Genomic DNA, 22,315 nt, shown 5'->3' with positions numbered 1-22,315 from the left:
CTATTTATGAATGTCTGAATGATGCCCATCTGAAACATAAAAAAGAACTGGATTCCTTGCTGACTCTACGATTTCAGAAGTTTAATAAATCTCAGATTATGAACGTCTAAAGTATATTATCGGAATAGCCATCTGATTGTTAACGGTGATTATAATCCTAGAGAAGATTCTTTTTTTCCTATCACTGCATAGAAGGGATCAGCAACCATAATTCCTAACATTTGCAGGAAACTGGGGGTAGTAGCAGGACGAACGATCGCCTGTACTTCCCTAAATCCCGCCACCGATTTAAAATAGGATTTCACTAACGCTACCCGGCCTAAATCGCTATTATCGCGCCAAGCAGCGATCGCTTTTTGGTAAAACATCCGATTGGAAAAACTGACCACCACCAGACCATTAGGCTTTAAAATGCGATACAGTTCCGCAAAAATCGCCTCTGGATACTGCAAATACTGCATCGACACCGTGATTAACACCGCATCAAAAGAACTATCCCCTAGGGGCAATTTTGGCTGTGCATTGAGGTCTTGGATAAAATAACTATGCAAGCGGGGATTTTTGGCTAACTCCTCCCTATTCATCCCGTGACCTTCGATATGCTCGAATTCCATCTCCTCCGGTAAATGGGACACCCAGCTGCTCATCAGGTCTAAAATGCGCGTATTCGGCGATAATATCTCTCGATAGAGAGCGGTTAATCGATCGATAAAACCCTCATCCACGTGGGTGACAAAGCGGGGAAAAGCATAAAAATCGCTGTCTTTGGTCGGATCGAGTTTAGTTCTTTCTTCGGGTCGGAGCATTTTTGTCAAGTTAATTTTACTATTCTTAACATACCCCACAGACAGAAAAAAGGGTTAACCGAACTGGTCAACCCCTAGGCTTGGGAACGCGCTGTAAATCTTAGCTTTGAACGACTAGCTTAACGTTAGCGTTTTGCAGACCGCGCTGTTTCACTTCGGATAGGGTTTTGTTCACAGCGTATTTTTGGTTGATCGAGTTGATCAATTCGGTTTGATTGTGTTTTTTGGCCACACCCCAGAGGTCAGCGATTAAATCAAAACTGCCGTCGGTATTGCGGGACCAACCGAGATCATATTCGCCATCGAGAACAGCAACGATGTCAGAGCGAACCCGTTGACCGTTGTAACCACGAACATCGGCTTCGGTTTTCACGCTAATGCCGAGGTCGCGGAGAGAAGCTTTGAGGATTTCGGCATCGGTGATTTTGGTCCGGAGAGTGCTGAAATGAGACATTGGAATTTCCTCTTTGTAGATTAAGAATTAACAACAACAGATTGAGAGTTAAAGAGTGCCGCCAAGCGGCTTTTCGAGGCATTGCTAGTCCCTGAGAACTAGCCTTTCATCCCGTTGGGAGCGGGCGAAAGTCTGTTAGAACTCCAATCGCTGGTACTCAGCGACGGAGGCCGAAGCAGGTCGGGCGCGTTGTCTGGCCCAATCACGCAGGGCAGTTACCTGTTCGGTCATGGTGCGAGATAGGGGCAGAGTCGCCTTAATCGCCGCAATAATGTCTAATTGCGTGAATTCGCGATCTTGGGCGAAGGCCTCATACATGGCGGCAATCAGCGCCTGTTCTATTTCCGCACCGGAAAACCCATCGGATACCTTGGCTAACTGCTCCAAATCGAAGCGAGAAATGTCGGAGCGTCGTTTAGTCAGGTGAATATTAAAGATATCTTGTCTTTCTTCGGAATTGGGCAAATCGACAAAGAAGATTTCATCGAAGCGCCCCTTGCGGAGAAATTCCCCCGGTAGCCGTTCAATCCGGTTAGCTGTGGCCATAACGAAGACGGGCGAGGTTTTTTCCTGCATCCAAGTCAGGAAGGAGCCGAAGATGCGGCTAGAGGTTCCCCCATCGGAATCGGCGGATCCTGTACCACCGGCAAAAGCTTTATCTAATTCATCGATGAAAAGAATGGCCGGAGAGATGGATTCGGCAGTTTTTAAGGCATTACGCAGGTTAGCCTCGGACCGTCCCACCATGGAACCATCGTAAACCCGTCCCATATCTAAGCGCAGGAGCGGTAAACTCCAGAGGCGCGAGGTGGTTTTGGCAATTAAGGACTTACCACAGCCCGGTACTCCTAAAATTAGCATTCCTTTCGGTTGGGGGAGTCCGTAACCTCTGGCTCTTTCTGTAAAGGCGTTCGAGCGCTGTTTTAACCATTTTTTTAGTTCTTCCAGACCGCCGACGGCATTGATGGTCTCGTCCTCTTCAATGTATTCTAAAATTCCGTTGCGGCGAATCAGTTGTTTTTTCTCGGAAAGGACGATTTCTACCTCGTCTTCCGTTAATTTGTTGGCTTTTACATAGGCCTTGCGGTAAACTTTTTCGGCTTCATCTTTGGTTAAACCCAAGGCCGCTTTCAGCAGTTTTTCCCGGACCTCTGTGGTGGTACGACGATTTTGATTTTTGCCTAGGTGTTGCGAGAGAACCGTATCCAACTCTCCCATGTCCGGCAGGGGAAAATCTAGAACTACCACGTCTTTCTCTAGTTCTATGGGGACTTCTTGCAGGGGAGACATTAAAATAATGATTTTTTCGGTTCCTTTAAAGCTGGCGATCGCATCTCTTAACCAGCGAGTCACCGGAGCAGAAGTGATGAACGGATGCAGGTCTTTAAAGATGTAGATACCCCCTTCCCGTTGACGCACTACCCATTCGATCGCCGCTTCTGGCGACACGGTATTATGTTGACTGGTTTGGCGCGGTTGACCCAGTTCGATCATGCCGTGGGTGACAGTCCAGACAAACACCCGTCGATGTTGTGTATTTAGTTGGGCTATTTTGCTGATGGCTTCTTCCGCCCTTTCCTCCTCGGAGGTGACGAGGTAAATCAGGGGATACTGAGCCTTGACGAGAATTCCTAGCTCTTCTTTCATAACATCGACCCTATTTGTGGTAACGGTTTTGACCTTGGGCGGCTGATGGCTGTAGATGCCTTGTTCGGCTACTGAGAGTTTAGCAGGGAACTAAGGCTGCTTCTCCTTCTGTGGTTCCTTGAGCGCCAACGGGTTCGGGAACTTCGATCGGGAACTCGTCGCCCACTATTGCGGGCTGGCGTTTGATCGACCTTAGCCGATCTTCTTTCATCACTAACGCGGCATCACACTCGGGACAGACATGAACCTGATAGGTTTTGCCGTAGGCGGCGGCTTCGATTTCTTCTACCTTTTCGGGGTATTTTAGGTAGAAAGCGATCGCTTTTTCCACCAGCCCTGACATCGATTCTTCATCGATCGCGGCTTTGATTTTCAGTTGACGATGGACTCCAGGGGGAAGGTACAGTGTGACTTTTTGCTTGTCTTGCATATCACTAAATTGGTTTACCCGGGTATGTGTCTCTACTATAACCACTGTCTTTCTCTCCTGTCAAGATGGTAAGCTGTTATAACGGCATAATTGTAACATTTCTTTACAATTGTTGGGGAAGTGGGGTGTGGGGTGTGGGGTGTAGGGTGTGGGGAGAATAAAGCTGCCTTTTGCCTTTTGCCTTTTGCCTTTTGCCTTTTGCCTTTTGCCTTTTGCCTTTTGCCTTTTGCCTTTTGCCTTTTGCCTTTTGCCTTTTGCCTTTTGCCTCCTGTCTCCTGTCTTTTGCCTCCTGAATTCAGCCAACCCTAATTACTATTGATGCGACTTAAAAAAGCTTGTAGGCGCTCGCTGTGGGGATTATTAAAAAAGGTGTCGGGATCGCCTGCTTCTTCGATGACACCTTGATTAAAGAACAAAACCTTGTTAGAGACTTCCTTAGCGAACTGCATTTCGTGGGTGACGACTACCATAGTCATACCGTCATCGGCCAATTGACGCATGACGTTTAACACTTCCCCGACTAATTCCGGATCTAGGGCCGAAGTGGGTTCATCAAATAAAATCACCTCTGGTTTCATGCAGAGACTGCGAGCGATCGCCACCCGTTGTTTTTGGCCTCCCGATAATTGGTCGGGATAAACATCGGCTTTTGGTGCTAATCCCACCTTTTCCAGATAATGAATTGCCGTATCCTTAGCCTCATTTTCCGAGTGGTGTAACACTTGCTTGGGGGCCAACATCAAGTTTTGTAAAACGGTGAGATGGGGAAAAAGATTAAAGTGTTGAAACACCATACTTACCCGGCTGCGTAAGTTGCGGAGGACGGATTGATTTAACTTCGGGGAAGAGATGTCAATTCCCATCACCTCCAAGCGGCCGCCGTTAATTGTTTCCAAACGATTGAGACAGCGTAAAAAGGTACTTTTGCCGCAGCCAGAGGGACCGATTACCGATACCACATCCCCTTGATAAAGAGTGCCTGTAACTCCTTTAAGTACCTCTAAAGAGCCGTAACTTTTGCGTAAACCTTCACTAACAATCACAGGGGTGGTAGTGGTCATGATGTCCTCTCGTAAAAAATTTTAGATTCTGTATAAAAGTATCCAGATTAGTTTCTGCTAAATTGTATCCTTGACGACATTTTATCAAGAGGAATAATCATAATACTCAAATAGTCTCTCTACATCTGTCTTGGGTGGGAAGTAGGACGAAATTACTAACTTAGTTGAGCGAAAAAATCAAGGAGAAACAATTAAAAAATGATTAAATTTTGGCGAGGGCGGGCGGTACAGAGAGTTATCTTTGCCTTGTTAGGATTAGTTTTAGCGCTCGGATTAACTGTTATTCCGGCTTTTTCTCAGACTCCTCCTAATCCTTTTCGAGTCGCCACAGAAGCGACTTTTCCGCCCTTTGAATTTCAACAAGGGGGACAATTAACTGGGTTTGATATCGATTTAATGCGGGCGATTGGCAAGGAAGCCGATCTCAACATTGACTTTAGAAATTTACCCTTTGATGGCATTATTCCGGCTCTACAAGCGAGAACAGTGGAAGCCGCTATTAGTGGCATGACCATCACCGCCGAACGCGCTCAAGCGATTTCTTTTTCTCGACCTTATTTTAGGGCTGGTTTAGCGATCGCTGTTCGGGAAGATAATAAGACGATTAAAAATTTTGAAGACTTAAAAGGCAAAAGAATTGCCGTCCAAATTGGCACAACAGGAGCCTTAGAAGCGACAAAAATACCTGGAGCAGTGGTTAGTCAATTTGACTCGGCGGCTTTAGCTTTGCAGGAATTAATTAATGGTCGAGTTGAGGCGGTAGTTAACGATAAACCCGTGACTTTGTATGCAATTAAACAAGCGGGTTTAAGGGGAGTAAAGGTGGTCGGAGAATTATTAACGGAGGAATTCTACGGCATTGCTTTACCCAAAAATTCCCCCTATCTCCAGTTAATTAATGATGCTCTCGGTCGAGTTATAGAAAGTGGTCAGTACGATGTTATTTTTAGGCAATGGTTTGGAGAAAAACCGCCAGAATTACCCTTAGTTGCCCCAGCTTTAAAGAATTTACAGGAATCGAGGTTTAACTGGGGAGAATTATTCTATAACCTGATTGTGAAAGGGGTTCCCTGGACAATTCTGTTAACGGTTCTGTCTTTTCTTTTCGGGTTAATCGGCGGAACTTTAGTGGCTATTGCCCTGATTTCTCCCTACAAATGGTTAAAAATAATTTGCCGCATCTATGTGGATTTCTTTCGGGGAACACCGATGCTGGTGCAATTATTCTTGATCTATTTTGGTTTGCCCGGGTTGTTCCGAGAAATTGGCTTAAATATCGACTTAGATCGTTTACCGGCGGCCCTATTTGCCCTAAGTTTAAATGTAGCGGCCTATTTAGCTGAAATTATGCGCGGCGGTATTCAATCGATCGATAATGGTCAATGGGAAGCTTGTTCTAGTTTAGGGATGTCCCCAGTGCAAACCATGCACGAGGTGATTTTTCCCCAAGCTTTTCGCCGGATGTTGCCGCCCTTGGGGAATGAATTTATCACCCTAATTAAAGATACCAGTTTAGCGGCAGTAATCGGTTTTGAAGAATTATTCCGGCAAGGTCAATTAATGGTGGCCACTACCTATAAAGCTTTCGAGATTTATATCGCTGTTGCTGTAGTTTATTTGGTTTTAACTACCCTTTCCTCTGTGGTATTTAAGCGCTTAGAGATTTATATGGATCCCCTACATAAATCTAAACAGGAATAGAAAGCTTAGACGCAACAGATGGGAACTGATAAGTAATAGGGCAAAATTAATTTCTTGGTTAGGATAGGCAAGAGGCAAGAGGTAGTTAGATAGGGTTTGCTGAATAAATGTGAAATATAGACGAGGTAAGTTGATAATTTTTAACGCCTACCTACTTAACATTGCACCGGAGAAAGGAGAAGGGAACTTTTTTGACTTATCTCCGTGGCATATTTGCCCCTTTAATCGTGTCGCGGATGACGATTTTTTGTTCTTTGGAATAACCGGCAAAAGAACGAGTAGCAAGTAACTCGATTTCTACCCCCGTACCCGATCGCAAGGATTCCACAGGTAAGGGTAATTGACCGATATCCAGAATAAATTGATTGCCCTCCTGTCGGATTAAATTAGCAGGCATATCTCCTTCATAGCGAGTGACAAAATCAGTTCTGGGACTGGTTTGCAGGTCGTCTGCTTGCCAACGAGTGACGCGATAACGCAGTTTAAATTTAGTGCCAATTAAATTCGATTGGGAAGCTTTATCTTCGAGAAAAAGCCTTAAATCAGTACCATTTCCTGTAATACCTTTTGCTTCTAATTGGGTGACATCTCGTTCAAAAACAGCATTATAAACGACAAATTCCGTAACATTATTGCGTTTTTGAGTGGTTCCCTCGATCCACAATTCACTGGGGACAGTTACCTTCATTTCCTTTTGAGCATCAAGGGTTAAAGTAAAACGCTGATTAGCAAACCGGTTAAACTCTTGGGGGGCATTCCAAATTAAAATAAAAGAACGTTCCGATCGATCTAATAAAATCCGATATTGATCATCGATCAGGGAACCGGGAGAAAATAAAGACATTGCCCCAGTACGAGTTTCCCAACTATTTTTAGATAGAATATAACCCCGTTCTTTTAACTCCGAAAGAGGAACAGTTGCGCTCGGTTGATCGGCAGTTAAAGGGCGATCGATTTGAATTAAAGTTAACTGTCCCAAACGTCCCTCGCGACCGTTACGACCACTATTACCCGTCGCCCCATCCAGACCGTCCTGACAGCTAAATTCTCTGGTGGTACAGCTATAATTGGCATCACCCGGCCTACCGCTGCAGGTTTGAATTGTCCAGAAAGGTTGGGAACAGCGACAACCCTTGCCCCCTTGGCCTCCCTGACCCCCAAAACCCCCGGCGCCTCCAGCCGCATTGACCGTTACTTGTCTTAAAAAATCTAAATTAGTAGCATAGAGGGTTAAAGCGCCGCCATTGCCCCCATCACCACCATTACCCCCATTGCCACCGTTACCACCACCGGCCGCCTGGAGATTTCGTGTGACGTTGCTAGGTTGACCGCTACAGTTGCCATCGCTGCCATTGCCGCCATTTTCACCATCGACCCCTTTTTGTCCTGAAATATCGAGTTTTAGGGGAGAACCATCGAGAAAAAGGGTTAAACTGTCACTATTTTTGCCTTGGCCGCCGACCTTGCCAGCTTTCCCGCTTTGGCCTTGTTTACCGAAAGTCTGTACATCGGAACCTTGGGCTAACCAAGAACAGCGATCGCCCGTCACCGTGGCGGGCATTAGGTACGGTAAAGGGAGAAAAAAGGTGAATATTAATGATTTAGCCCAGAAATTCATGATTTTAGCGAATTTATCCGCAAAGACTCCGATCAATTCCCTCTTGATGACTTTTGGATCTAGATTTTTGTTTCCCCTCTATCAATAAGGTGCGCTATCATCCTACACTTACTTTGAGAAGGAAACAGCCAATCGCGAGGGTTACGCGCGTGAAAAAAGTATTAGCTATTATTTTGGGTGGCGGGGCCGGAACTCGCCTTTATCCGTTAACGAAACTGCGGGCAAAACCCGCCGTCCCCCTAGCGGGAAAATATCGCTTAATCGATATTCCCGTCAGCAATTGTATTAACTCCCAGATTGACAAAATCTATGTGTTGACGCAATTTAATTCCGCTTCCCTCAATCGTCACCTCAATCGTACCTATAATTTTACGGGTTTTAGCGATGGTTTCGTGGAAGTTTTGGCGGCTCAACAAACCATGGAGAATCCTCAATGGTTTCAAGGCACGGCCGACGCAGTACGACAATATATCTGGACGATGAAGGATTGGGATATCGATGAATATCTAATTCTCTCCGGAGATCATCTCTATCGCATGGACTACGGTAAGTTCATCGAACGCCATCGGGAAACCAACGCCGATATCACTTTATCGGTGGTTCCCATCGATGAACGTCGGGCCTCCGCTTTTGGGGTGATGAAAATTAATGATTCGGGGCGAATTGTCGATTTTTATGAGAAACCCAAAGGGGCAGAATTGGAAAGAATGCGGGTAGATACGACGATTTTAGGCTTAAGTCCCGACCAAGCTCGTCAAAGTCCCTACATCGCTTCCATGGGAATTTATGTCTTTAAAAAGAATGTTTTAATCGATCTGCTCGATGCCAATAAAGAACAGACCGATTTCGGCAAGGAAATTATTCCCTCGGCGGCTAAAGACTACAATCTTCAGGCTTATTTATTTAAGGGTTACTGGGAAGATATCGGGACGATTGAGGCCTTTTATGAGTCTAATCTCGCCCTGACTCAACAACCAAATCCCGCCTTTAGTTTCTACGACGAAAAAGCCCCCATCTATACCCGTTCTCGCTATCTGCCACCCACAAAAATGCTCAATTGTACGGTGACAGAATCGATGATTTCTGAAGGTTGTATTCTCAAAGAATCTCGCATCCATCACTCGATTTTAGGTATTCGTAGTCGAGTCGGCAAAGACTGCACGATCGAGGATACAATGCTGATGGGAGCCGACTTTTATGAGTCTTTCCCCGAACGGGAAAGTCTGATCGGAAATGCCAAAATTCCCGTGGGTATCGGTCCCGGTTCCACTATTCGTCGGGCAATTGTGGACAAAAATGCTCGCATTGGTTCCAATGTTTTAATTGTTAACAAAGATCGTGTGGAAGAAGCTAATCGCGAAGATTTAGGTTTCTATGTTCGCAGCGGCATCGTGGTTATTTTCAAAAATGCCACTATTCCCGACGGCACGGTAATTTAATCTATCAGTTATCAGTTATCAGTTATCAGTTTTTCCATTTTTCTAGTTATTATCGCTTGAATATAGCCGCAGGCTGATGGCTTCAGCTAATTGCCTAGACAATTCCCTTGAAACCCTATCCTTTTCTAGAAGTGATAGCAAAATCTCCCGAGCAGCTCTTCTGAAAATCAGAAAAATTTCTATATTTTTGCATCCGATTTTAAGTTTATCAATTAACCTTAAATTAAAAGCCTAGGGCTTAGATAGAAGCCATTCAAAGGATATTTATGAAAGCCAAAATCGCGATCGCTTGTCAGGGAGGCGGCAGTCAAACTGCTTTTACTGCCGGTGCATTAAAAGCATTATTTGACAATAAAGTGCAAGATTACTTTAATATTGTCAGTCTCAGTGGTACTTCTGGAGGTGCTATCTGTGCCTTTTTCACTTGGTACGCTCTCAAAAAAGGTGATAGCGTCGTTTGGAAAAGAATGATTGATTTTTGGGAAGATAATAGCGCTCGAACTCCCCAAGAACAACTATTTAATGACTCAGCTATTAAAGCTCTAGAATTGGCCAGCAAAGGATTAATTCCCCAGTATAATCTCAGTCCTTCCTCTCCGATTACTAAAACCTTATTTTCTATAGCTACCTACGGTTTACGCAGTCGCTTTACCAACTTTGATCAGTTACTAAGAGCGCATATTGACTTCTCGGAATTAGCCACTTGGGGAGCTAAACCAGAACCCCCAGTTTTATTAATTGGGGCCTGTAATATCCTGACAGGAAAGTTAAGTAAATTTAACTCGCGCCAGGAAGCAGTTAAAATTGAACATATCCTAGCTTCTGCTTGTGTTCCTAACATTTTTCCTGCTGTCACCATTGAAACTATGGCCTACTGGGATGGACTATTTTCCGATAATCCCCCGATCCGTTCTTTAATTCGCCGTGAATTTGTTGGAATCGAAAATATTCCCGATGAAATTTGGGTAATTAAAATTAATCCCACCTCTAGAGACAAGATCCCCGTGCAATCCGATGATATTGCTGATCGCCGCAATGAATTAGAAGGCAATGTTTCCCTATTTCAAGGTCTCGATCAGATTGAGTTGATCAATCAATTATTTCTTAAAGGAGCCTTTAAAGAGGAATTTTTGCGCGAGATCGCCTTAACAGAACCATTTAAAATTCCTAAATCTTTCCCAGAAGATCCCGATCAAGATTACCATATCCCGATGATCGAAATGTCTGCGGAATTAGCCAATAGTCTCAACTATGAAAGTAAACTTGATCGCTCTCCTGCCAATATCCAGCGTCTGATCGCTGACGGCGAAAAACAGGGAAAACAATTTCTAGAACATCGACTAAAAGCTATGGGTTTAGGATAATTTTTGAGGTTTCAAAAACGGCAAAAATAAGGATTAAATGGCATGAAATCTGTCAATAGACTATTTAATTGATTATTATTCATTCTTAATTCTCCTAACTACTGACTACTGGCTACTGACTCCTAACCCTAACAACAATTTTTGATTTTTACAAGAGGTCTAATGATCACTGATTTTCATTGACTAATACCCGTCCGGATAGATCGTAAATCATAACATCCCATTGCCCATTTTTTGCCGCTTCAAAAGCCACTTTAGAACCATCGGCACTGATGATCGGATTGCGTACTTCCGCGAGCAGATCGGGAGCAATTTCCCTTCTCTGTTGAGTTTGTCGATCATACAGATAAATAGCCGTTTTTCCCTGACGACTAGCAGTAAAAACGATATAACGACCATCTTCACTAATGGAAGGACTAGAAGCGATCTGATCGAGAGAATTTAGTCCGGGTAAAGACAGTAAACGGCGATCAATAGCATCAAAAAGATAGATAGCTTGGGAACCATTGCGATCGGAAGCAAAAACGAGATAGCGAGAGGCAAGATAGGGAGTTAATTCACTAGCAGCACTATTTAAACTTCTCCCCCCTCGATCGAAAGGAAAAGACAATAAACTGGGATAACCCGCACATCCAGTTAACAAACTAATTACAGCAACAAGACTAATAAAAAAATAACGTTTCACGGTTTGGGACTTTCAACGGGACTGCCATCGGCAATATCTAACTCGATATTCGGACCGCGATCGAGAACCTCCACATCCCATTGTCCCCGACGAGCGGACTCAAAGACAAGATAACGACCATCGGGACTAAGACGGGGATTTCGCAACCAACCGCGATAATTTTGACTCAATAACTCAGAACGATCGGTAATGCGATCATATAAAGCGATGACGGGACGACCTTCAATAATCACCACATAAGCCAGATAACGCCCCGTTTGGCTTAAACTAGGGCTATCGGTAATTTCTTGACCCGTATATAATCCCCCTAGGGTCTGGTATTGTTTTGTCTGCAAATCATACAGCAGTATCTGATTACTACCGCGACGATTAGACAGCAAAGCCAGCCAACGACCATCACCACTCAGGGCAGGTTTTTCGTCATTATAGCGACTATTGAGGGTTCCTGTAGATAAACCGGGGTTATTGAGATTACAACCGCCTATAACCCCTAAAAACAAGCAGATAAACAGGAAAAAGGGAGCTTTGGTCATCGGACCTACTCCTTAATAATCAAACCTAGTCGGATGATCATTACTCGACTCCCGTTCACTATTATCCGGTCTCTGCCAATCTTCTCGATCGCCGGTATCGCTAGGATCGATCGGTTGATAATCGACGTATTCCCCTTTAAATGGCGGATCATCCTCAATTATTGGGCGAGGACGACGTTTTTGGCTAGTGCGGGGCGGTTTACTGCTCGTTTCTTCACTAGGGGGACGACGACGGGGACGGGAACTGGTTTCTTCCCAATCATCACCGCTACGGCGCTGATCATAAACATCTCGATCGCTAGTGGGGGAACTATTGCGGGGACGACGATTAGCGGTTTTGCGACTGCCGGTATCGGCCGGCCGACGGGTGCGGGTGCTGCGGGGTTCCTCGTCCTGATAACTAGAAGTGCGGGAAGAGCGGGGATCATCGTAACCGCGTAAACGGGGATTATCTTCGTAACGTTCCTCCGGTTCGTAGGTGTCGAGGGGTTCCAATTCGGCCCGATATTCCCGACTCACAGGACGTTCATCCACAAAAGACGTGCCGCGGCGGGCCTGTTCCGTGGTTAAACCCCTTAATTTTACCGTCTCGAAGGCAAAAAACACCGCTGCCCCGGTCAGCAGAAATTGTCCGAATTGCAAAATTGGATCCAGTCGCCACCCTTGAAAAAGTAGAATTAAACCGCACAATAACCCAACGGCGGCAAAAAATATATCATGATCGCGGGAAAGTTCCGGCCGCACCGAGCGCAGGAAGTATAACCCGGCTCCGGCCACTGCCAGAAAAATTCCTAAGATACTGGCCGAATTCAGCCCAAAATTGACCATCTTTATCTCCCTTCTCGGTGCTTAAATTTAAGAATCGAGTCTTTATCTCTAGCCCTCAGCTTTCAGAAGCAATCCTGCTGTTTTTAACTCTAGGCATCGAGCTATATTCTAACCCCAAAGTCTAGCAATATATTGACCACCCTCGTTCACACAACTATTGTTATGGGAGTGCGGAGATTTTATCAGTGATCAGTAAACAGTAAACAGTAATCAGTGAACTGAAAACTGATCACTGATAACAAGGGCCGAATCTAAGTCCTGATTGGTTAAGCTAAAAGCTTTGATATGCTTAGTTTCTAACCTTCTTTTTAGGTAGGAGAATTGTCAGATTCTGTCTTTTGCCTGTTGCCTGTTGCCCCTTGCCTTCAGAAGCTGATCACTGATCACTGAAAAGGCTGACGGCTGAGATTTTAACAAAATCTTTAGAAGTTACCCATTGACAGGATTGACTAAATGTGATAAACGGGTTTCGGGCATTTTAACGTGATTTCTTGATCACTTTTGAGCGATCGCTTCTGAAAGGAGGGATTTTCCTTGATGCACATCATGGTTAATTTGTCAAGTACCTAAGTCCTAATCTTGATAAGATTCAGACAGAAATTTTTCTGTCATATCATAGAATTAACTTAACCCAGCCAAGGGGGAATTAGCATAGAATATGATCATAATTCAGGCTGAACATATAGTCTGTTTGTATTCATAGTCCATTCAATCCATAGAATAAGGTGTGAGGATTGACCCATGTCAAAACTATTCAAGAATATAGCAAAGGTAACTCCTTTAGTATTAGGTGCTTCCGTGGCAGCTGCTGGCAGCGCAGTGGCTCAAACTATGTCGGGGACACCTCAACTGAAAATTGATCCGGCTGCGCAGCAGCAACTCGATCGTATTCAGAGTGCCCAAAATAGTCAGCAGATTAATACGAGTGTCTATCAAGGTTCCATGTCCCAGGTGACTAGCGTTAACCAACTGCGGGACGTATCTCCCACCGCTTGGGCCTACGAGGCATTAAGAAGCCTTGTGGAACGTTACGGTTGTATCGTTGGTTATCCTGACCGTACCTTCCGTGGTGATCGCGCTACCACTCGTTGGGAATTTGCCGCCGGTTTAAACGCTTGTTTAAACGTCATGGAACGTTTAATTCAAGATGGTGTGGGTGTACTCAGAGAAGACATCGATAAATTAAAACGTCTTGTTCAAGAATTTGAAAGCGAACTAGCGGCTTTAGGGGCGAGAGTAGATAACCTCGAACAGCGCGTTTCTTTCTTGGAAAATAATCAATTTTCTACCACCACCAAACTCAGAGGTGAGGTAATCTTCAGTGTCGCCGATAGCTTCGGTGGTCGAGCTGCCATTAGAAATACCAACGGTACGGTAACTGGTGCCAGCAATCAAGATGAAAGTCAAACAGTATTTAATAATCGGGTTCGTCTCAACTTTGAAACCAGCTTCACCGGTAAAGATTTGTTAAGAACCCGTTTACAAGCGGGTAACTTTAACAACACTTTTAACCAAAGTGGTCCGACGAGAACCAACATGACCCGTCTAGCATACGATAATGGCCGGGACAACGATGTCACCATCGATGACTTGTTCTACCGCGCTCCCATCGATACTCCCTTCGGTAAAATCACCGTTTGGGTTGGTGCTAACGAGTTAAACCTAGATGACGTTTTCATCACTACTAACCCCTTCCTCGCCGATAGCGGTACAGGTGCTTTGTCTCGCGGTCAACGCTACAATAACATCGTCTTCCGCGGTCCCGATGGTGTTGGTGCGGCGGTCAGATTTAATGTCGGGGATGTTTTCCAAGTCACAGGAACCTACCTAGCTAGTGGTGGGACTGATGGAGCCAGCAATCCTAACCCCGGTAGCGGTTTATTTAACGGCTCCTACAGTGCGGGTGCTCAGGTTGGTTTCTCCTTCATCAAATTTGCCGATATTAACTTCGTCTATGTTCGCAGTTATCAAACTGCGGATAGTATGAGTTCTGGTTTATTCGGTAACGTCAGCAGCCCTCTGACTGAGCGTCCCTTCGGTAACGTTGCTACTGTAGCCGACCGTTTCGGTCTTCAAGCGAGCGCCCAGGTTATCCCTGGAGTCTTAAATCTAGGGGCATGGGGGGGTTATGCCAATGCCTCGGCCACGGGAGTTAATGCTGCGATCGGAGACAATAACACTGGTATCTGGTCTTGGAACCTTAATCTTTCCGTCCTCGACCTCTTTGCCGAAGGTGCGGCCTTCTCTTTAGGTGGTGGTCAAGTACCCCGTTCCGATAAAGAAAGCAGAACCTCTTACATGGTAGAAGCCCAGTATAAGTTCCCAGTCACCAAAAACATCCTGATTACTCCCGGTGCCTATGCGGTCTTCAACGGTAACAACCAAGGTAACTCCGTTTTGGTTGGTGTCATCCGGACAACTTTCCGTTTCTAAGCTGAGTTGACGGACTTGAAAAAACGGTGGGATTTGTAGATCTCACCGTTTTTTTTACTTTTAACTTTTCACTGGATATAGCCATTTATGAGAAGATGATCGGAGCGTCCCAAACGCTGCTATATTTACTTCGCCTATTTAGTTGCTTATCTATGCACTCTCTGTCTTTCCCCCGTCGCACTAAAATTGTGGCCACGATTGGCCCAGCCTCGCAAAATAAGGAAACATTACGTCAGATGATCAAGGCGGGGGCGACGACATTTAGATTAAACTTTTCCCATGGCGATCACGATTACCATCGTCACAGCATTAACCTGATCCGTCAGTTAGCCTTTGAACTCAATCAACCGATTGGCATCCTTCAGGATCTACAGGGGCCAAAAATTCGTTTAGGTAAATTTGCCTGTGGGTCGATTACCCTGAAACCGGGGGAACCCTTTATCCTTACTTCTAGGGATGTGGAATGTAATCAGGAAATCAGTTCCATTAGCTATCCCTCTCTGGCCCAAGAAGTCCCAGAAGGTTCGAGAATTCTGCTCGATGATGGTAAAGTCGAAATGCGGGTGGAATCAGTGGATCGTTTGAAAGGCGACCTGTCCTGTCGCGTGGTGGTTGGGGGTGTCTTATCCAGTAATAAAGGGGTAAATTTTCCCAACGTCTATCTGTCGGTGAAAGCTTTAACCGATAAGGACAAAAAGGATTTAATGTTCGGACTGCTGTGGGATGTGGATTGGATCGCCCTTAGTTTTGTGCGTAATCCCCAAGATATCCTCGAAATTAAAGAATTAATCGCCAGTGCGGGGAAATCTATCCCCGTGATCGCTAAAATTGAAAAACACGAAGCGATCGAGGAAATGGAGGCAATTTTATCCCTCTGTGATGGTGTTATGGTGGCTAGGGGGGATTTAGGAGTAGAATTACCAGCCGAAGACGTGCCAATCCTGCAAAAACGCCTGATTAATACCGCTAATCAGCTAGGCATCCCGATTATCACCGCCACTCAAATGCTTGACAGTATGGCCAGTAATCCTCGTCCCACCCGTGCCGAGGTTTCGGACGTGGCCAATGCGATTTTAGATGGCACTGATGCGGTCATGCTTTCCAATGAAACGGCTGTGGGTCATTATCCCATCGAAGCGGTGGCAACCATGGCCCGCATTGCCGAAAGGATCGAACGGGAACAGATCAACAGTACCGCTCGCTCTAACAATAAACAATCGATTCCTAACGCTATTTCCTCGGCAGTTAGTCAAATTGCCGAACAATTGGGGGCAGCGGCAATTATTACCCTGACAAAAACCGGCTCTACTGCCCGTAATGTCTCCCGATTTCGCCCCAAAACCCCGATTTTAGCCGTTACCCCCCATCGGGAAGTGGCACAGCAGTTACAGTTAGTTTGGGGGGTAAAACCGATGTTATTGCTCGATTTACCCTCCACTAGCCAAACTTTTCAAGTGGCGATGAATCTTGCCCAGGAAAATAACCTCCTCGCGGATGGTGATTTAGTGGTGATGACGGCGGGAACTCTGCAAGGGGTGGCCGGTTCCACGGATTTAATTAAGGTGGAAGTGGTAAAATCCCTTTTGGGCAAGGGTACGGGTATCGGCCAGGGTGTGGCCAGTGGCCGGGCGCGAGTGGCCCATAATGCCCGAGAAGTGGGTAGTTTTAGTAGTGGGGAGATTTTAGTCGTTCCCACCACCAGCGCCGAATATGTGGATATGATGCGGAAAGCTGGCGGAATTATCACCGAAGATACCGCGATGAATAATCACGCCGCTACTATCGGTTTAAAATTGGGTATTCCTGTGATTGTCGGGGTTAAAGATGCCACGAAAATTATCCGCGAAGGGGTGATCATTAGTCTCGATGCTCAACGGGGTTTAATTTATTCTGGTATTGGCAAGGGTGCGGCAACTATGAAAAACTGAGTCAGTCATCAGTATTCTCCGAGTCAGGAGTCAGGAGACGCGAGACAGGAGACAGGAGACAGGTTTTATTTATTCTCCCCATCCCCCCATCCCCCCACACCCCACACCCCACACCCTACACCCCACACCCATTTTCACTTGTCTATGAGCGATTCTTACTCTGCTGCCGTCGATAATCCGGCCTATACCGTTGAACAAGCGATCGCTAATATCCATCAAAGAGAAGACCTAGGCGCGCGTTATTATGCTGCTTGGTGGTTGGGTAGATTTCGTGTTCGTCAACCGGAGGCGATTTCGGCCTTAATTGCCGCTTTGGAGGACGAAAGCGATCGCACTCCCGATGGCGGTTATCCCCTGCGACGCAATGCTGCCAGCGCTTTAGGCAAATTAGATGATCTCAGTTGTGTTCCCGCTTTGATTGCCTGTCTCGACTGCGAGGATTATTATGTGCGCGAATCGGCTGCCCAAGCATTGGCAATGCTTCAGGATCGAAGCGCGATCGCACCTTTAGAGAAACTATTAGAGGGTGGCATCGAAGTGGCTGTTTTAGTGGCGGGAAAACCCCATTTAGTCCAACCTTACGAGGCGATTATCGAGGCATTGGGAACCCTGCAAGCGAAGGCAGCGATTCCCCTGATTGAACCGTTTTTAAAGCATTTCGTCGAAAAAGTGCGTTATGCGGCTGCCCGCGCCCTCTATCAACTCACGACTAACCCCCACTATGGCGATATTCTGATTAAGGCCTTGCAAGGGGAAGAATTACAGCTGCGTCGTTCTGCTTTAATGGATTTAGGCGCTACGGGTTATCTGCCAGCTGCCCCTGCGATCGCTAATACTTTGGCGGAAAATAGTCTGAAACTGGTTGCTCTCAAGGAACTTTTAGAAAACCATCTAAAAACTAATTCTAGGGGCGAAAATATCTCGGAAATTCTCACTTTAATGGATAGTTTATTGTAATTAATCATTGGTTATTTTGTATCTAAATTAAAACCGATGCAATCCAGAGGTTTTTATGCTAATTCAAACTGATTATGTCGGCTGGCTGAACGAGACAATCACTCTGTTAAGACAAAAAAACTTTGATAAAGTTGACTGGGAAAACTTGATCGAGGAGATAGAAAGTTTGGGCAGAAGTCAAAAACGTGAACTCCGCAACCGGTTAACCACCATCTTAGAACACTGCCTCAAACTTTGCTATACTGATTACGTTGAGGATTATCGAGGTTGGCAAGAAACTATTAGGCGCAGTCAACGGGAACTAGAAGAACTTTTGAGGGATTCTCCTAGTTTAAAACCCTACTGGGATCAAGTATTTTTAGATTGCTATGCCACGGCTTTAAAAAGCTTGCGAGATAACCCAGATTATCAATCTTTTAACCTTCCCGATGATTGTCCTTTTCCCCAAGAAATTAGTCAGATTTTACAGAAAAAAGTTTGGCGATAAAATTATCTTTAAAAGTTTGTTGGTGGGGTTAGGAGACGGTCAAATCTGAGACGATGTCCGATCAGGTTATACTTTATCTCTATGAGAAATGCTGTAAATAATTGGTTATTTTCTAGGGAAATTCAAACTCATAAAATCCAGAGGTTTTATGCTAATTCAAACCGATTATGTCGGCTGGCTGAACGAAACAATCACTCTGTTAAAACAAAAAAACTTTGATCAAGTTGACTGGGAAAACTTGAGCGAAGAGATAGAAAGTTTGCTAGTCTTAGGCTAAGTTTCTAGGTCATTAGTTTATGGGGTAGCCAAATATCCTAAAACAGGATAGAGTATTGATATTCATACTGTTTATAAGACGATAAAAAAATCCATGGATATACCTGAGCCTTCCCATCGTCTGCCAAGTATAAAGAAGAATAAAGCAACAAGCACTGTTGGGCGTGGCAAAACTGTCCAACTTACTGAGAAACTAGCTTTTTCAGCTTGGAATAACAGCAGTGTTAGTCTGAGTCTTGGTAATAGCATTGAACATTATGATTCTTGGGAACAACCTATAGTAATAATCTCAGACGGAGGCTACGGTCTTTTAGGATTTGAAGGTGATACATCAGATCATCTTGACCTACCTGAATGGTATGAACCTCATGTGGAAGCTTGGTCTAAGTTGGCCTTGCCAAATACAACTCTTTGGTTTTGGAACTCAGAAATTGGCTGGGCTGTGGTACATCCAATACTTGAGAAATTTGGTTGGCGATATGTTAATTGTAATATATGGAATAAAGGAAAAGGTCATATTGCAGGTAATGTCAACACAGAAAAAATAAGGCGTTTTCCAGTGGTGACAGAGGTTTGCGTCCAATACGTTAGAGAAGTCAAAATTGCTGACTTAACACTTAAAGAATGGCTCCGAAAGGAATGGTTAAGATCGGGCTTACCTTTGCGTCAAGCTAATTTAGCTTGTGGTGTTGCAGATGCGGCAACAAGAAAATATTTTGACCAAGGACATTTATGGTATTTTCCCCCGCCCGAAATGTTTGAAAAATTAGTTTTCTATGCCAACGAACACGGAAACCCAGAGGGAAAACCCTATTTTTCTAAAAATGGCCAGCGTCCTTTAACAGGTAAAGAGTGGGAGAAGATGCGCTCTAAATTTAATTGCCCTCATGGTTTTACAAATGTTTGGGATCGTTCAGCTTTGCGCGATGATGAACGAATTAAGTCTCAGGATGGTAAAGCTGTTCACTTAAATCAAAAGCCACTGGATCTGATGAAATTAATTATTGCAGCTTCAAGTGAGGAACAGGATGTGGTTTGGGAACCATTTGGGGGGCTTTTCAGTGCCTCTTTAGCTGCCAATATCCTGAATCGAAAAGCTTTCGCTTGTGAAATTGACGAAACTTATTTCTATTATGGAGTCAAAAGGTTTAGTCAAGTAGTTCATCAATGTTCCCTTCTTTGATGCCAAGGTGTTCTCTTAAAGCAGATTTAATTAACTCCTCTCGACGACTAGCTAAAAGCCTGTTCCACTGTCCAACTTTCATTCCAGAGAAATGTGTTTGATAAACACGCTTTTTAAAATCCTCAATTCCTGGATGTAAAATCCTGTCCATTTTGGCAAAATTAGTGTCTAATCTATATTTGAAGCGAGTGATCAGTTCCCGCAAGAGCATTTGATACTCTTGTGTCGGCTTATAAAGCCTGCCATCATTTCCCCAAGAATTAACTATTTCTTCAGCTTGAAATAGTTCTTCGTCCGTCCCTTGAAATTTGTATCCATTAGTATTTGTTTGTTGCAAATTTGCTCTCCTTTGGGTTGTATCTTCGGGTTCTAGAACAAGGTAATCAGGAGGATTATGATAATGATCATCTCTCGCTTTAGCCACTGAAAAGCCAGAGACAACGCATACATCTAGAATCTTGGGTTTGCCATAAATTACCGCTTCAGGCAGCCAAGCTATTAGAGAAACGTAGGTTTGATCAAACTGAAAATGATTTTGACTATCTTTGAAACGGGCTGTTATTTCAGTAGCTAATGGGAACCATGATTTTATTTCTAATCCTGGGGTAGGCTGGATGCTACCCATGAAGACAGTATCAGGAAATCCTGGATCTTGTCTTTTCCATTCACCAAACGGCGCAAATATTTCCTGCTTATTCAAAAACTCAACAGTGTTAAATTCAATCAGATTTCCCAATAGTGGTGATAGCTTTGAAATTACTTTGGCTAAATTAACTGCTGCAGCAACCGATATTGGTCTAGCAATGTCTAATAGGTCAAATCTATGTCCAGACAAATCATCTAGATATTGCGATGCCAGGCTAATAACATCTTCTGTATTCATAACCCTTCCCCACAAGATGTGGACTGACAAGCTTGCTCAACTTGCTTTAAAATTTCGCAAGGATCTACACCGATTACACGACTAACCAGAAGGAACTCAACCACATCTAATCTTCTTTCACCATTTTCGTATTTGGCAACGAAAGATTGCGGCTTTTTGATGGCTTTAGCGAGGGCTGCTTGAGTTAAATTCGCATCCTTACGAGCGGCGATCAGGCATCGACGAAAGACATGGTACTCTGGGCTAAAAATAGATTTCATCGTGCTTTAATGAGCACAGGAGTTAGCATTTCCAAGATAAACCTATTTTAGAATAATCCCAAAATGGGATTTTAAGTTCCCCACGGCCCTAGTAAACAGCATACACCCCCCAGTGTAGCGGACGGTATGGAGTCTTTGGTACAATGGCGAAGGTTACTCGCTGCTGCTGATCTGGAACGATAGAAAGTTTGGGCAGAAGTCAACACACGGCCTCAAACTCTGCTATGCTGATTACGTTCAAGATTATCGAGGTTGGCAAGAAACTATTAGGCGCAGTCAACGGGAACTAGAAGAACTTTTGACCGATTCTCCTAGTTTAAAACCCTACTGGGAGCAAGTATTTTTAGATTGCTATGCCACGGCTTTAAAAAGCTTGCGAGATAACCCAGATTATCAATCTTTTAACTTTCCCGATGATTGTCCTTTTTCCCAAGAAATTAGTCAGATTTTACAGAAAAAAGTTTGGCGATAAAATTATCTTTAAAAGTTTCTTGGTGGGGTTAGGAGATAGGAGTTAGCAGTCAGTAGCCGGTCGTCAGGAGACAGGAGACAGGAGATTATTTTATTTATTCTCCCCACTTCCCCACACCCCACACCCCACTTCCCCACTTCCCCACACCCCCACACCCCACACCCCAACCCCTAACCCCTCATCCCCTCTACTAATAACCGATGCTTCCCACCGTTGAAACTTTAATTATTGCCGTCGAAAAAGCCGACTCAGCTAATCAGTTACTAACCGCCGTGGAAAACCTAGCTGCCGCCAAAAGTGAGGCGGCAATACCTACCCTCACCGATGTCCTGAGATATAATAACCCCGGTGCCTCCGTGGCAGCCGTGGATGGTTTAATCGCCATCGGCAAAGCGGCGGTTCCCTATTTACTGGCCAACCTAGACGGTTATAATTATGGGGCAAGAGCTTGGGCAACCCGCGCCCTAGCAGGAATTGGCGATGTGCGAGGATTGGACTTATTACTTGAGGCGGCGGTGAGTGATTTTTCCTTTAGCGTGCGGCGAGGGGCGGCTAGGGGCTTAGGAAATATAATTTGGTCTGATTTGGAGAAAAGTCGGGTTTATGAGGCTCAGAATGCGGTTTTTGCGGCACTGGAGAAACTTTTGCAAGGGGATCCAGAGTGGGTGGTTAGATATGCGGCGATCGTCGGATTGGAGGGATTAGGAACTGCGGCGGCGGCATTTCGCGGGGCGATTCGGGAACTTTTAGGACAGATTGGGGAGACAGAAGCGGAAATAGTGGTAAGATTGCGTGCCGATCAAGCTCTGGAACACTTACAATAAGCCTAAGTGAAAAAGTAGAAAAACTCATTTCTCTACAGGGAGAAAC

General features: G+C 44.8%; 20 protein-coding genes and 3 pseudogenes. 12 read left to right on the top strand and 11 right to left on the bottom strand.

The window, feature by feature from the left end; translation table 11 throughout:
* Positions 1 to 110, top strand: a pseudogene (locus tag EWV60_RS17465) (IS630 family transposase); the annotation flags it as partial.
* A gap of 39 nt (positions 111 to 149) precedes the next feature.
* On the opposite strand, the gene EWV60_RS17460 reads toward EWV60_RS17465, so the two are convergent.
* The 5 genes from EWV60_RS17460 to EWV60_RS17440 all read right to left on the bottom strand — a co-directional run bounded on the left by EWV60_RS17460 (position 150) and on the right by EWV60_RS17440 (position 4,398).
* Positions 150 to 806, bottom strand: coding sequence for a methyltransferase domain-containing protein (locus EWV60_RS17460; RefSeq protein ID WP_287233712.1), 657 nt, complete (start codon positions 804 to 806; stop codon positions 150 to 152).
* A gap of 100 nt (positions 807 to 906) precedes the next feature.
* Entirely contained in the window at positions 907 to 1,260 is a 354-nt protein-coding gene (locus tag EWV60_RS17455; RefSeq protein ID WP_002731874.1) for a DUF1257 domain-containing protein, read from the bottom strand.
* A 135-nt stretch (positions 1,261 to 1,395) separates the two neighbouring features.
* Positions 1,396 to 2,907 carry a stress-responsive protein Ycf46 gene (gene ycf46 / locus EWV60_RS17450; RefSeq protein WP_016514970.1) on the bottom strand — a complete coding sequence of 504 codons (1,512 nt, stop codon included), beginning with the start codon at positions 2,905 to 2,907 and terminating at the stop codon, positions 1,396 to 1,398.
* A gap of 79 nt (positions 2,908 to 2,986) precedes the next feature.
* Positions 2,987 to 3,337 (bottom strand): slr0373 family blue light stress response protein, encoded by a 351-nt coding sequence (locus tag EWV60_RS17445; RefSeq protein ID WP_002731878.1) that lies wholly within the window; start codon positions 3,335 to 3,337, stop codon positions 2,987 to 2,989.
* Positions 3,338 to 3,642: 305 nt separating this feature from the next.
* Positions 3,643 to 4,398: an amino acid ABC transporter ATP-binding protein gene (locus EWV60_RS17440; protein ID WP_002741419.1), complete on the bottom strand. Its 756-nt coding sequence runs from the start codon at positions 4,396 to 4,398 to the stop codon at positions 3,643 to 3,645.
* A 198-nt stretch (positions 4,399 to 4,596) separates the two neighbouring features.
* Here EWV60_RS17440 and EWV60_RS17435 point away from each other — a divergent pair, with 198 nt between their 5' ends.
* The gene (locus EWV60_RS17435) at positions 4,597 to 6,099 is read left to right on the top strand and encodes an ABC transporter permease subunit (protein ID WP_287233705.1); all 1,503 of its coding nucleotides are present in this window, start codon (positions 4,597 to 4,599) and stop codon (positions 6,097 to 6,099) included.
* 196 nt (positions 6,100 to 6,295) lie between these two features.
* Here EWV60_RS17435 and EWV60_RS17430 read toward each other — a convergent pair whose 3' ends face one another.
* Positions 6,296 to 7,660: a collagen-like protein gene (locus EWV60_RS17430; RefSeq protein ID WP_287233715.1), complete on the bottom strand. Its 1,365-nt coding sequence runs from the start codon at positions 7,658 to 7,660 to the stop codon at positions 6,296 to 6,298.
* Between the two features lie 206 nt (positions 7,661 to 7,866).
* Between EWV60_RS17430 and EWV60_RS17425 the strand changes: the two genes are divergently transcribed.
* Positions 7,867 to 9,156 carry a glucose-1-phosphate adenylyltransferase gene (locus tag EWV60_RS17425; RefSeq protein WP_002733318.1) on the top strand — a complete coding sequence of 430 codons (1,290 nt, stop codon included), beginning with the start codon at positions 7,867 to 7,869 and terminating at the stop codon, positions 9,154 to 9,156.
* 266 nt (positions 9,157 to 9,422) lie between these two features.
* Positions 9,423 to 10,520: a patatin-like phospholipase family protein gene (locus EWV60_RS17420; protein WP_287233701.1), complete on the top strand. Its 1,098-nt coding sequence runs from the start codon at positions 9,423 to 9,425 to the stop codon at positions 10,518 to 10,520.
* A 166-nt stretch (positions 10,521 to 10,686) separates the two neighbouring features.
* Here the strand turns inward: EWV60_RS17420 and EWV60_RS17415 are convergent, their stop codons facing one another.
* From EWV60_RS17415 to EWV60_RS17405, 3 genes are read right to left on the bottom strand one after another with little or no spacing between them, the layout of a single operon-like run.
* Positions 10,687 to 11,205: a TolB family protein gene (locus tag EWV60_RS17415; RefSeq protein ID WP_287233698.1), complete on the bottom strand. Its 519-nt coding sequence runs from the start codon at positions 11,203 to 11,205 to the stop codon at positions 10,687 to 10,689.
* Positions 11,202 to 11,738: a TolB family protein gene (locus EWV60_RS17410; RefSeq protein WP_002732502.1), complete on the bottom strand. Its 537-nt coding sequence runs from the start codon at positions 11,736 to 11,738 to the stop codon at positions 11,202 to 11,204. The genes EWV60_RS17415 and EWV60_RS17410 overlap by 4 nt, the downstream gene beginning before the upstream one ends.
* 12 nt (positions 11,739 to 11,750) lie before the next feature.
* A complete protein-coding gene (locus EWV60_RS17405) occupies positions 11,751 to 12,566 on the bottom strand; it encodes a Ycf66 family protein (RefSeq protein WP_272015100.1) in 816 nt (271 codons plus the stop codon).
* 741 nt (positions 12,567 to 13,307) lie between these two features.
* Between EWV60_RS17405 and EWV60_RS17400 the strand changes: the two genes are divergently transcribed.
* The 6 genes and pseudogenes from EWV60_RS17400 (at position 13,308) to EWV60_RS17375 (ending at position 19,830) form a co-directional block, all read left to right on the top strand.
* Positions 13,308 to 14,999 (top strand): iron uptake porin, encoded by a 1,692-nt coding sequence (locus EWV60_RS17400; protein WP_287233692.1) that lies wholly within the window; start codon positions 13,308 to 13,310, stop codon positions 14,997 to 14,999.
* Between the two features lie 152 nt (positions 15,000 to 15,151).
* Positions 15,152 to 16,927, top strand: coding sequence for a pyruvate kinase (pyk, locus tag EWV60_RS17395; RefSeq protein ID WP_002733833.1), 1,776 nt, complete (start codon positions 15,152 to 15,154; stop codon positions 16,925 to 16,927).
* Positions 16,928 to 17,071: 144 nt separating this feature from the next.
* Positions 17,072 to 17,884 carry a C-phycocyanin alpha-cysteine-84 phycocyanobilin lyase subunit CpcE gene (gene cpcE / locus EWV60_RS17390; protein ID WP_287233688.1) on the top strand — a complete coding sequence of 271 codons (813 nt, stop codon included), beginning with the start codon at positions 17,072 to 17,074 and terminating at the stop codon, positions 17,882 to 17,884.
* 55 nt (positions 17,885 to 17,939) lie between these two features.
* Positions 17,940 to 18,371 (top strand): DUF29 domain-containing protein, encoded by a 432-nt coding sequence (locus EWV60_RS17385; RefSeq protein WP_110545493.1) that lies wholly within the window; start codon positions 17,940 to 17,942, stop codon positions 18,369 to 18,371.
* Positions 18,372 to 18,519: 148 nt separating this feature from the next.
* Positions 18,520 to 18,633: pseudogene (locus EWV60_RS17380) on the top strand (DUF29 family protein); the annotation flags it as partial.
* 108 nt (positions 18,634 to 18,741) lie between these two features.
* Positions 18,742 to 19,830 (top strand): DNA methyltransferase, encoded by a 1,089-nt coding sequence (locus EWV60_RS17375; RefSeq protein ID WP_002798907.1) that lies wholly within the window; start codon positions 18,742 to 18,744, stop codon positions 19,828 to 19,830.
* Here the strand turns inward: EWV60_RS17375 and EWV60_RS17370 are convergent.
* The gene (locus EWV60_RS17370) at positions 19,796 to 20,713 is read right to left on the bottom strand and encodes a hypothetical protein (RefSeq protein WP_002798906.1); all 918 of its coding nucleotides are present in this window, start codon (positions 20,711 to 20,713) and stop codon (positions 19,796 to 19,798) included. The genes EWV60_RS17375 and EWV60_RS17370 overlap by 35 nt on opposite strands.
* The gene (locus EWV60_RS17365; protein ID WP_002774832.1) at positions 20,710 to 20,973 is read right to left on the bottom strand and encodes a helix-turn-helix domain-containing protein; all 264 of its coding nucleotides are present in this window, start codon (positions 20,971 to 20,973) and stop codon (positions 20,710 to 20,712) included. Before EWV60_RS17365 ends, EWV60_RS17370 begins: the two co-directional genes overlap by 4 nt.
* A gap of 211 nt (positions 20,974 to 21,184) precedes the next feature.
* Here EWV60_RS17365 and EWV60_RS17360 point away from each other — a divergent pair.
* Together EWV60_RS17360 and cpcF are read left to right on the top strand one after the other, a co-directional pair.
* A pseudogene (locus EWV60_RS17360) lies at positions 21,185 to 21,445 on the top strand (DUF29 family protein); the annotation flags it as partial.
* A 200-nt stretch (positions 21,446 to 21,645) separates the two neighbouring features.
* Positions 21,646 to 22,269, top strand: coding sequence for a C-phycocyanin alpha-cysteine-84 phycocyanobilin lyase subunit CpcF (cpcF, locus tag EWV60_RS17355; protein WP_287233683.1), 624 nt, complete (start codon positions 21,646 to 21,648; stop codon positions 22,267 to 22,269).
* Positions 22,270 to 22,315 lie beyond the last annotated feature (46 nt).

Origin of the sequence: Microcystis sp. Msp_OC_L_20101000_S702, from assembly GCF_007095705.1 — a bacterium.
Classification (GTDB): domain Bacteria; phylum Cyanobacteriota; class Cyanobacteriia; order Cyanobacteriales; family Microcystaceae; genus Microcystis; species Microcystis ichthyoblabe_A.
Note: the sequence above shows the minus strand (reverse complement) of the source record. Positions and strands in the feature narration are given on the sequence as shown.

Excerpts from the sequence above, each read along its gene's own strand:
- ycf46 (WP_016514970.1), bottom strand. The coding sequence starts at position 2,907 with ATGAAAGAAGAGCTAGGAATTCTCGTCAAGGCTCAGTATCCCCTGATT.
- EWV60_RS17365 (WP_002774832.1), bottom strand. The coding sequence starts at position 20,973 with ATGAAATCTATTTTTAGCCCAGAGTACCATGTCTTTCGTCGATGCCTG.
- EWV60_RS17440 (WP_002741419.1), bottom strand. The coding sequence starts at position 4,398 with ATGACCACTACCACCCCTGTGATTGTTAGTGAAGGTTTACGCAAAAGT.
- EWV60_RS17405 (WP_272015100.1), bottom strand. The coding sequence starts at position 12,566 with ATGGTCAATTTTGGGCTGAATTCGGCCAGTATCTTAGGAATTTTTCTG.
- EWV60_RS17420 (WP_287233701.1), top strand. The coding sequence starts at position 9,423 with ATGAAAGCCAAAATCGCGATCGCTTGTCAGGGAGGCGGCAGTCAAACT.
- cpcF (WP_287233683.1), top strand. The coding sequence starts at position 21,646 with ATGCTTCCCACCGTTGAAACTTTAATTATTGCCGTCGAAAAAGCCGAC.
- EWV60_RS17460 (WP_287233712.1), bottom strand. The coding sequence starts at position 806 with ATGCTCCGACCCGAAGAAAGAACTAAACTCGATCCGACCAAAGACAGC.
- EWV60_RS17385 (WP_110545493.1), top strand. The coding sequence starts at position 17,940 with ATGCTAATTCAAACTGATTATGTCGGCTGGCTGAACGAGACAATCACT.
- EWV60_RS17410 (WP_002732502.1), bottom strand. The coding sequence starts at position 11,738 with ATGACCAAAGCTCCCTTTTTCCTGTTTATCTGCTTGTTTTTAGGGGTT.
- EWV60_RS17400 (WP_287233692.1), top strand. The coding sequence starts at position 13,308 with ATGTCAAAACTATTCAAGAATATAGCAAAGGTAACTCCTTTAGTATTA.
- EWV60_RS17370 (WP_002798906.1), bottom strand. The coding sequence starts at position 20,713 with ATGAATACAGAAGATGTTATTAGCCTGGCATCGCAATATCTAGATGAT.
- EWV60_RS17435 (WP_287233705.1), top strand. The coding sequence starts at position 4,597 with ATGATTAAATTTTGGCGAGGGCGGGCGGTACAGAGAGTTATCTTTGCC.
- EWV60_RS17375 (WP_002798907.1), top strand. The coding sequence starts at position 18,742 with ATGGATATACCTGAGCCTTCCCATCGTCTGCCAAGTATAAAGAAGAAT.
- EWV60_RS17430 (WP_287233715.1), bottom strand. The coding sequence starts at position 7,660 with ATGCCCGCCACGGTGACGGGCGATCGCTGTTCTTGGTTAGCCCAAGGT.
- EWV60_RS17455 (WP_002731874.1), bottom strand. The coding sequence starts at position 1,260 with ATGTCTCATTTCAGCACTCTCCGGACCAAAATCACCGATGCCGAAATC.
- pyk (WP_002733833.1), top strand. The coding sequence starts at position 15,152 with ATGCACTCTCTGTCTTTCCCCCGTCGCACTAAAATTGTGGCCACGATT.
- EWV60_RS17445 (WP_002731878.1), bottom strand. The coding sequence starts at position 3,337 with ATGCAAGACAAGCAAAAAGTCACACTGTACCTTCCCCCTGGAGTCCAT.
- cpcE (WP_287233688.1), top strand. The coding sequence starts at position 17,072 with ATGAGCGATTCTTACTCTGCTGCCGTCGATAATCCGGCCTATACCGTT.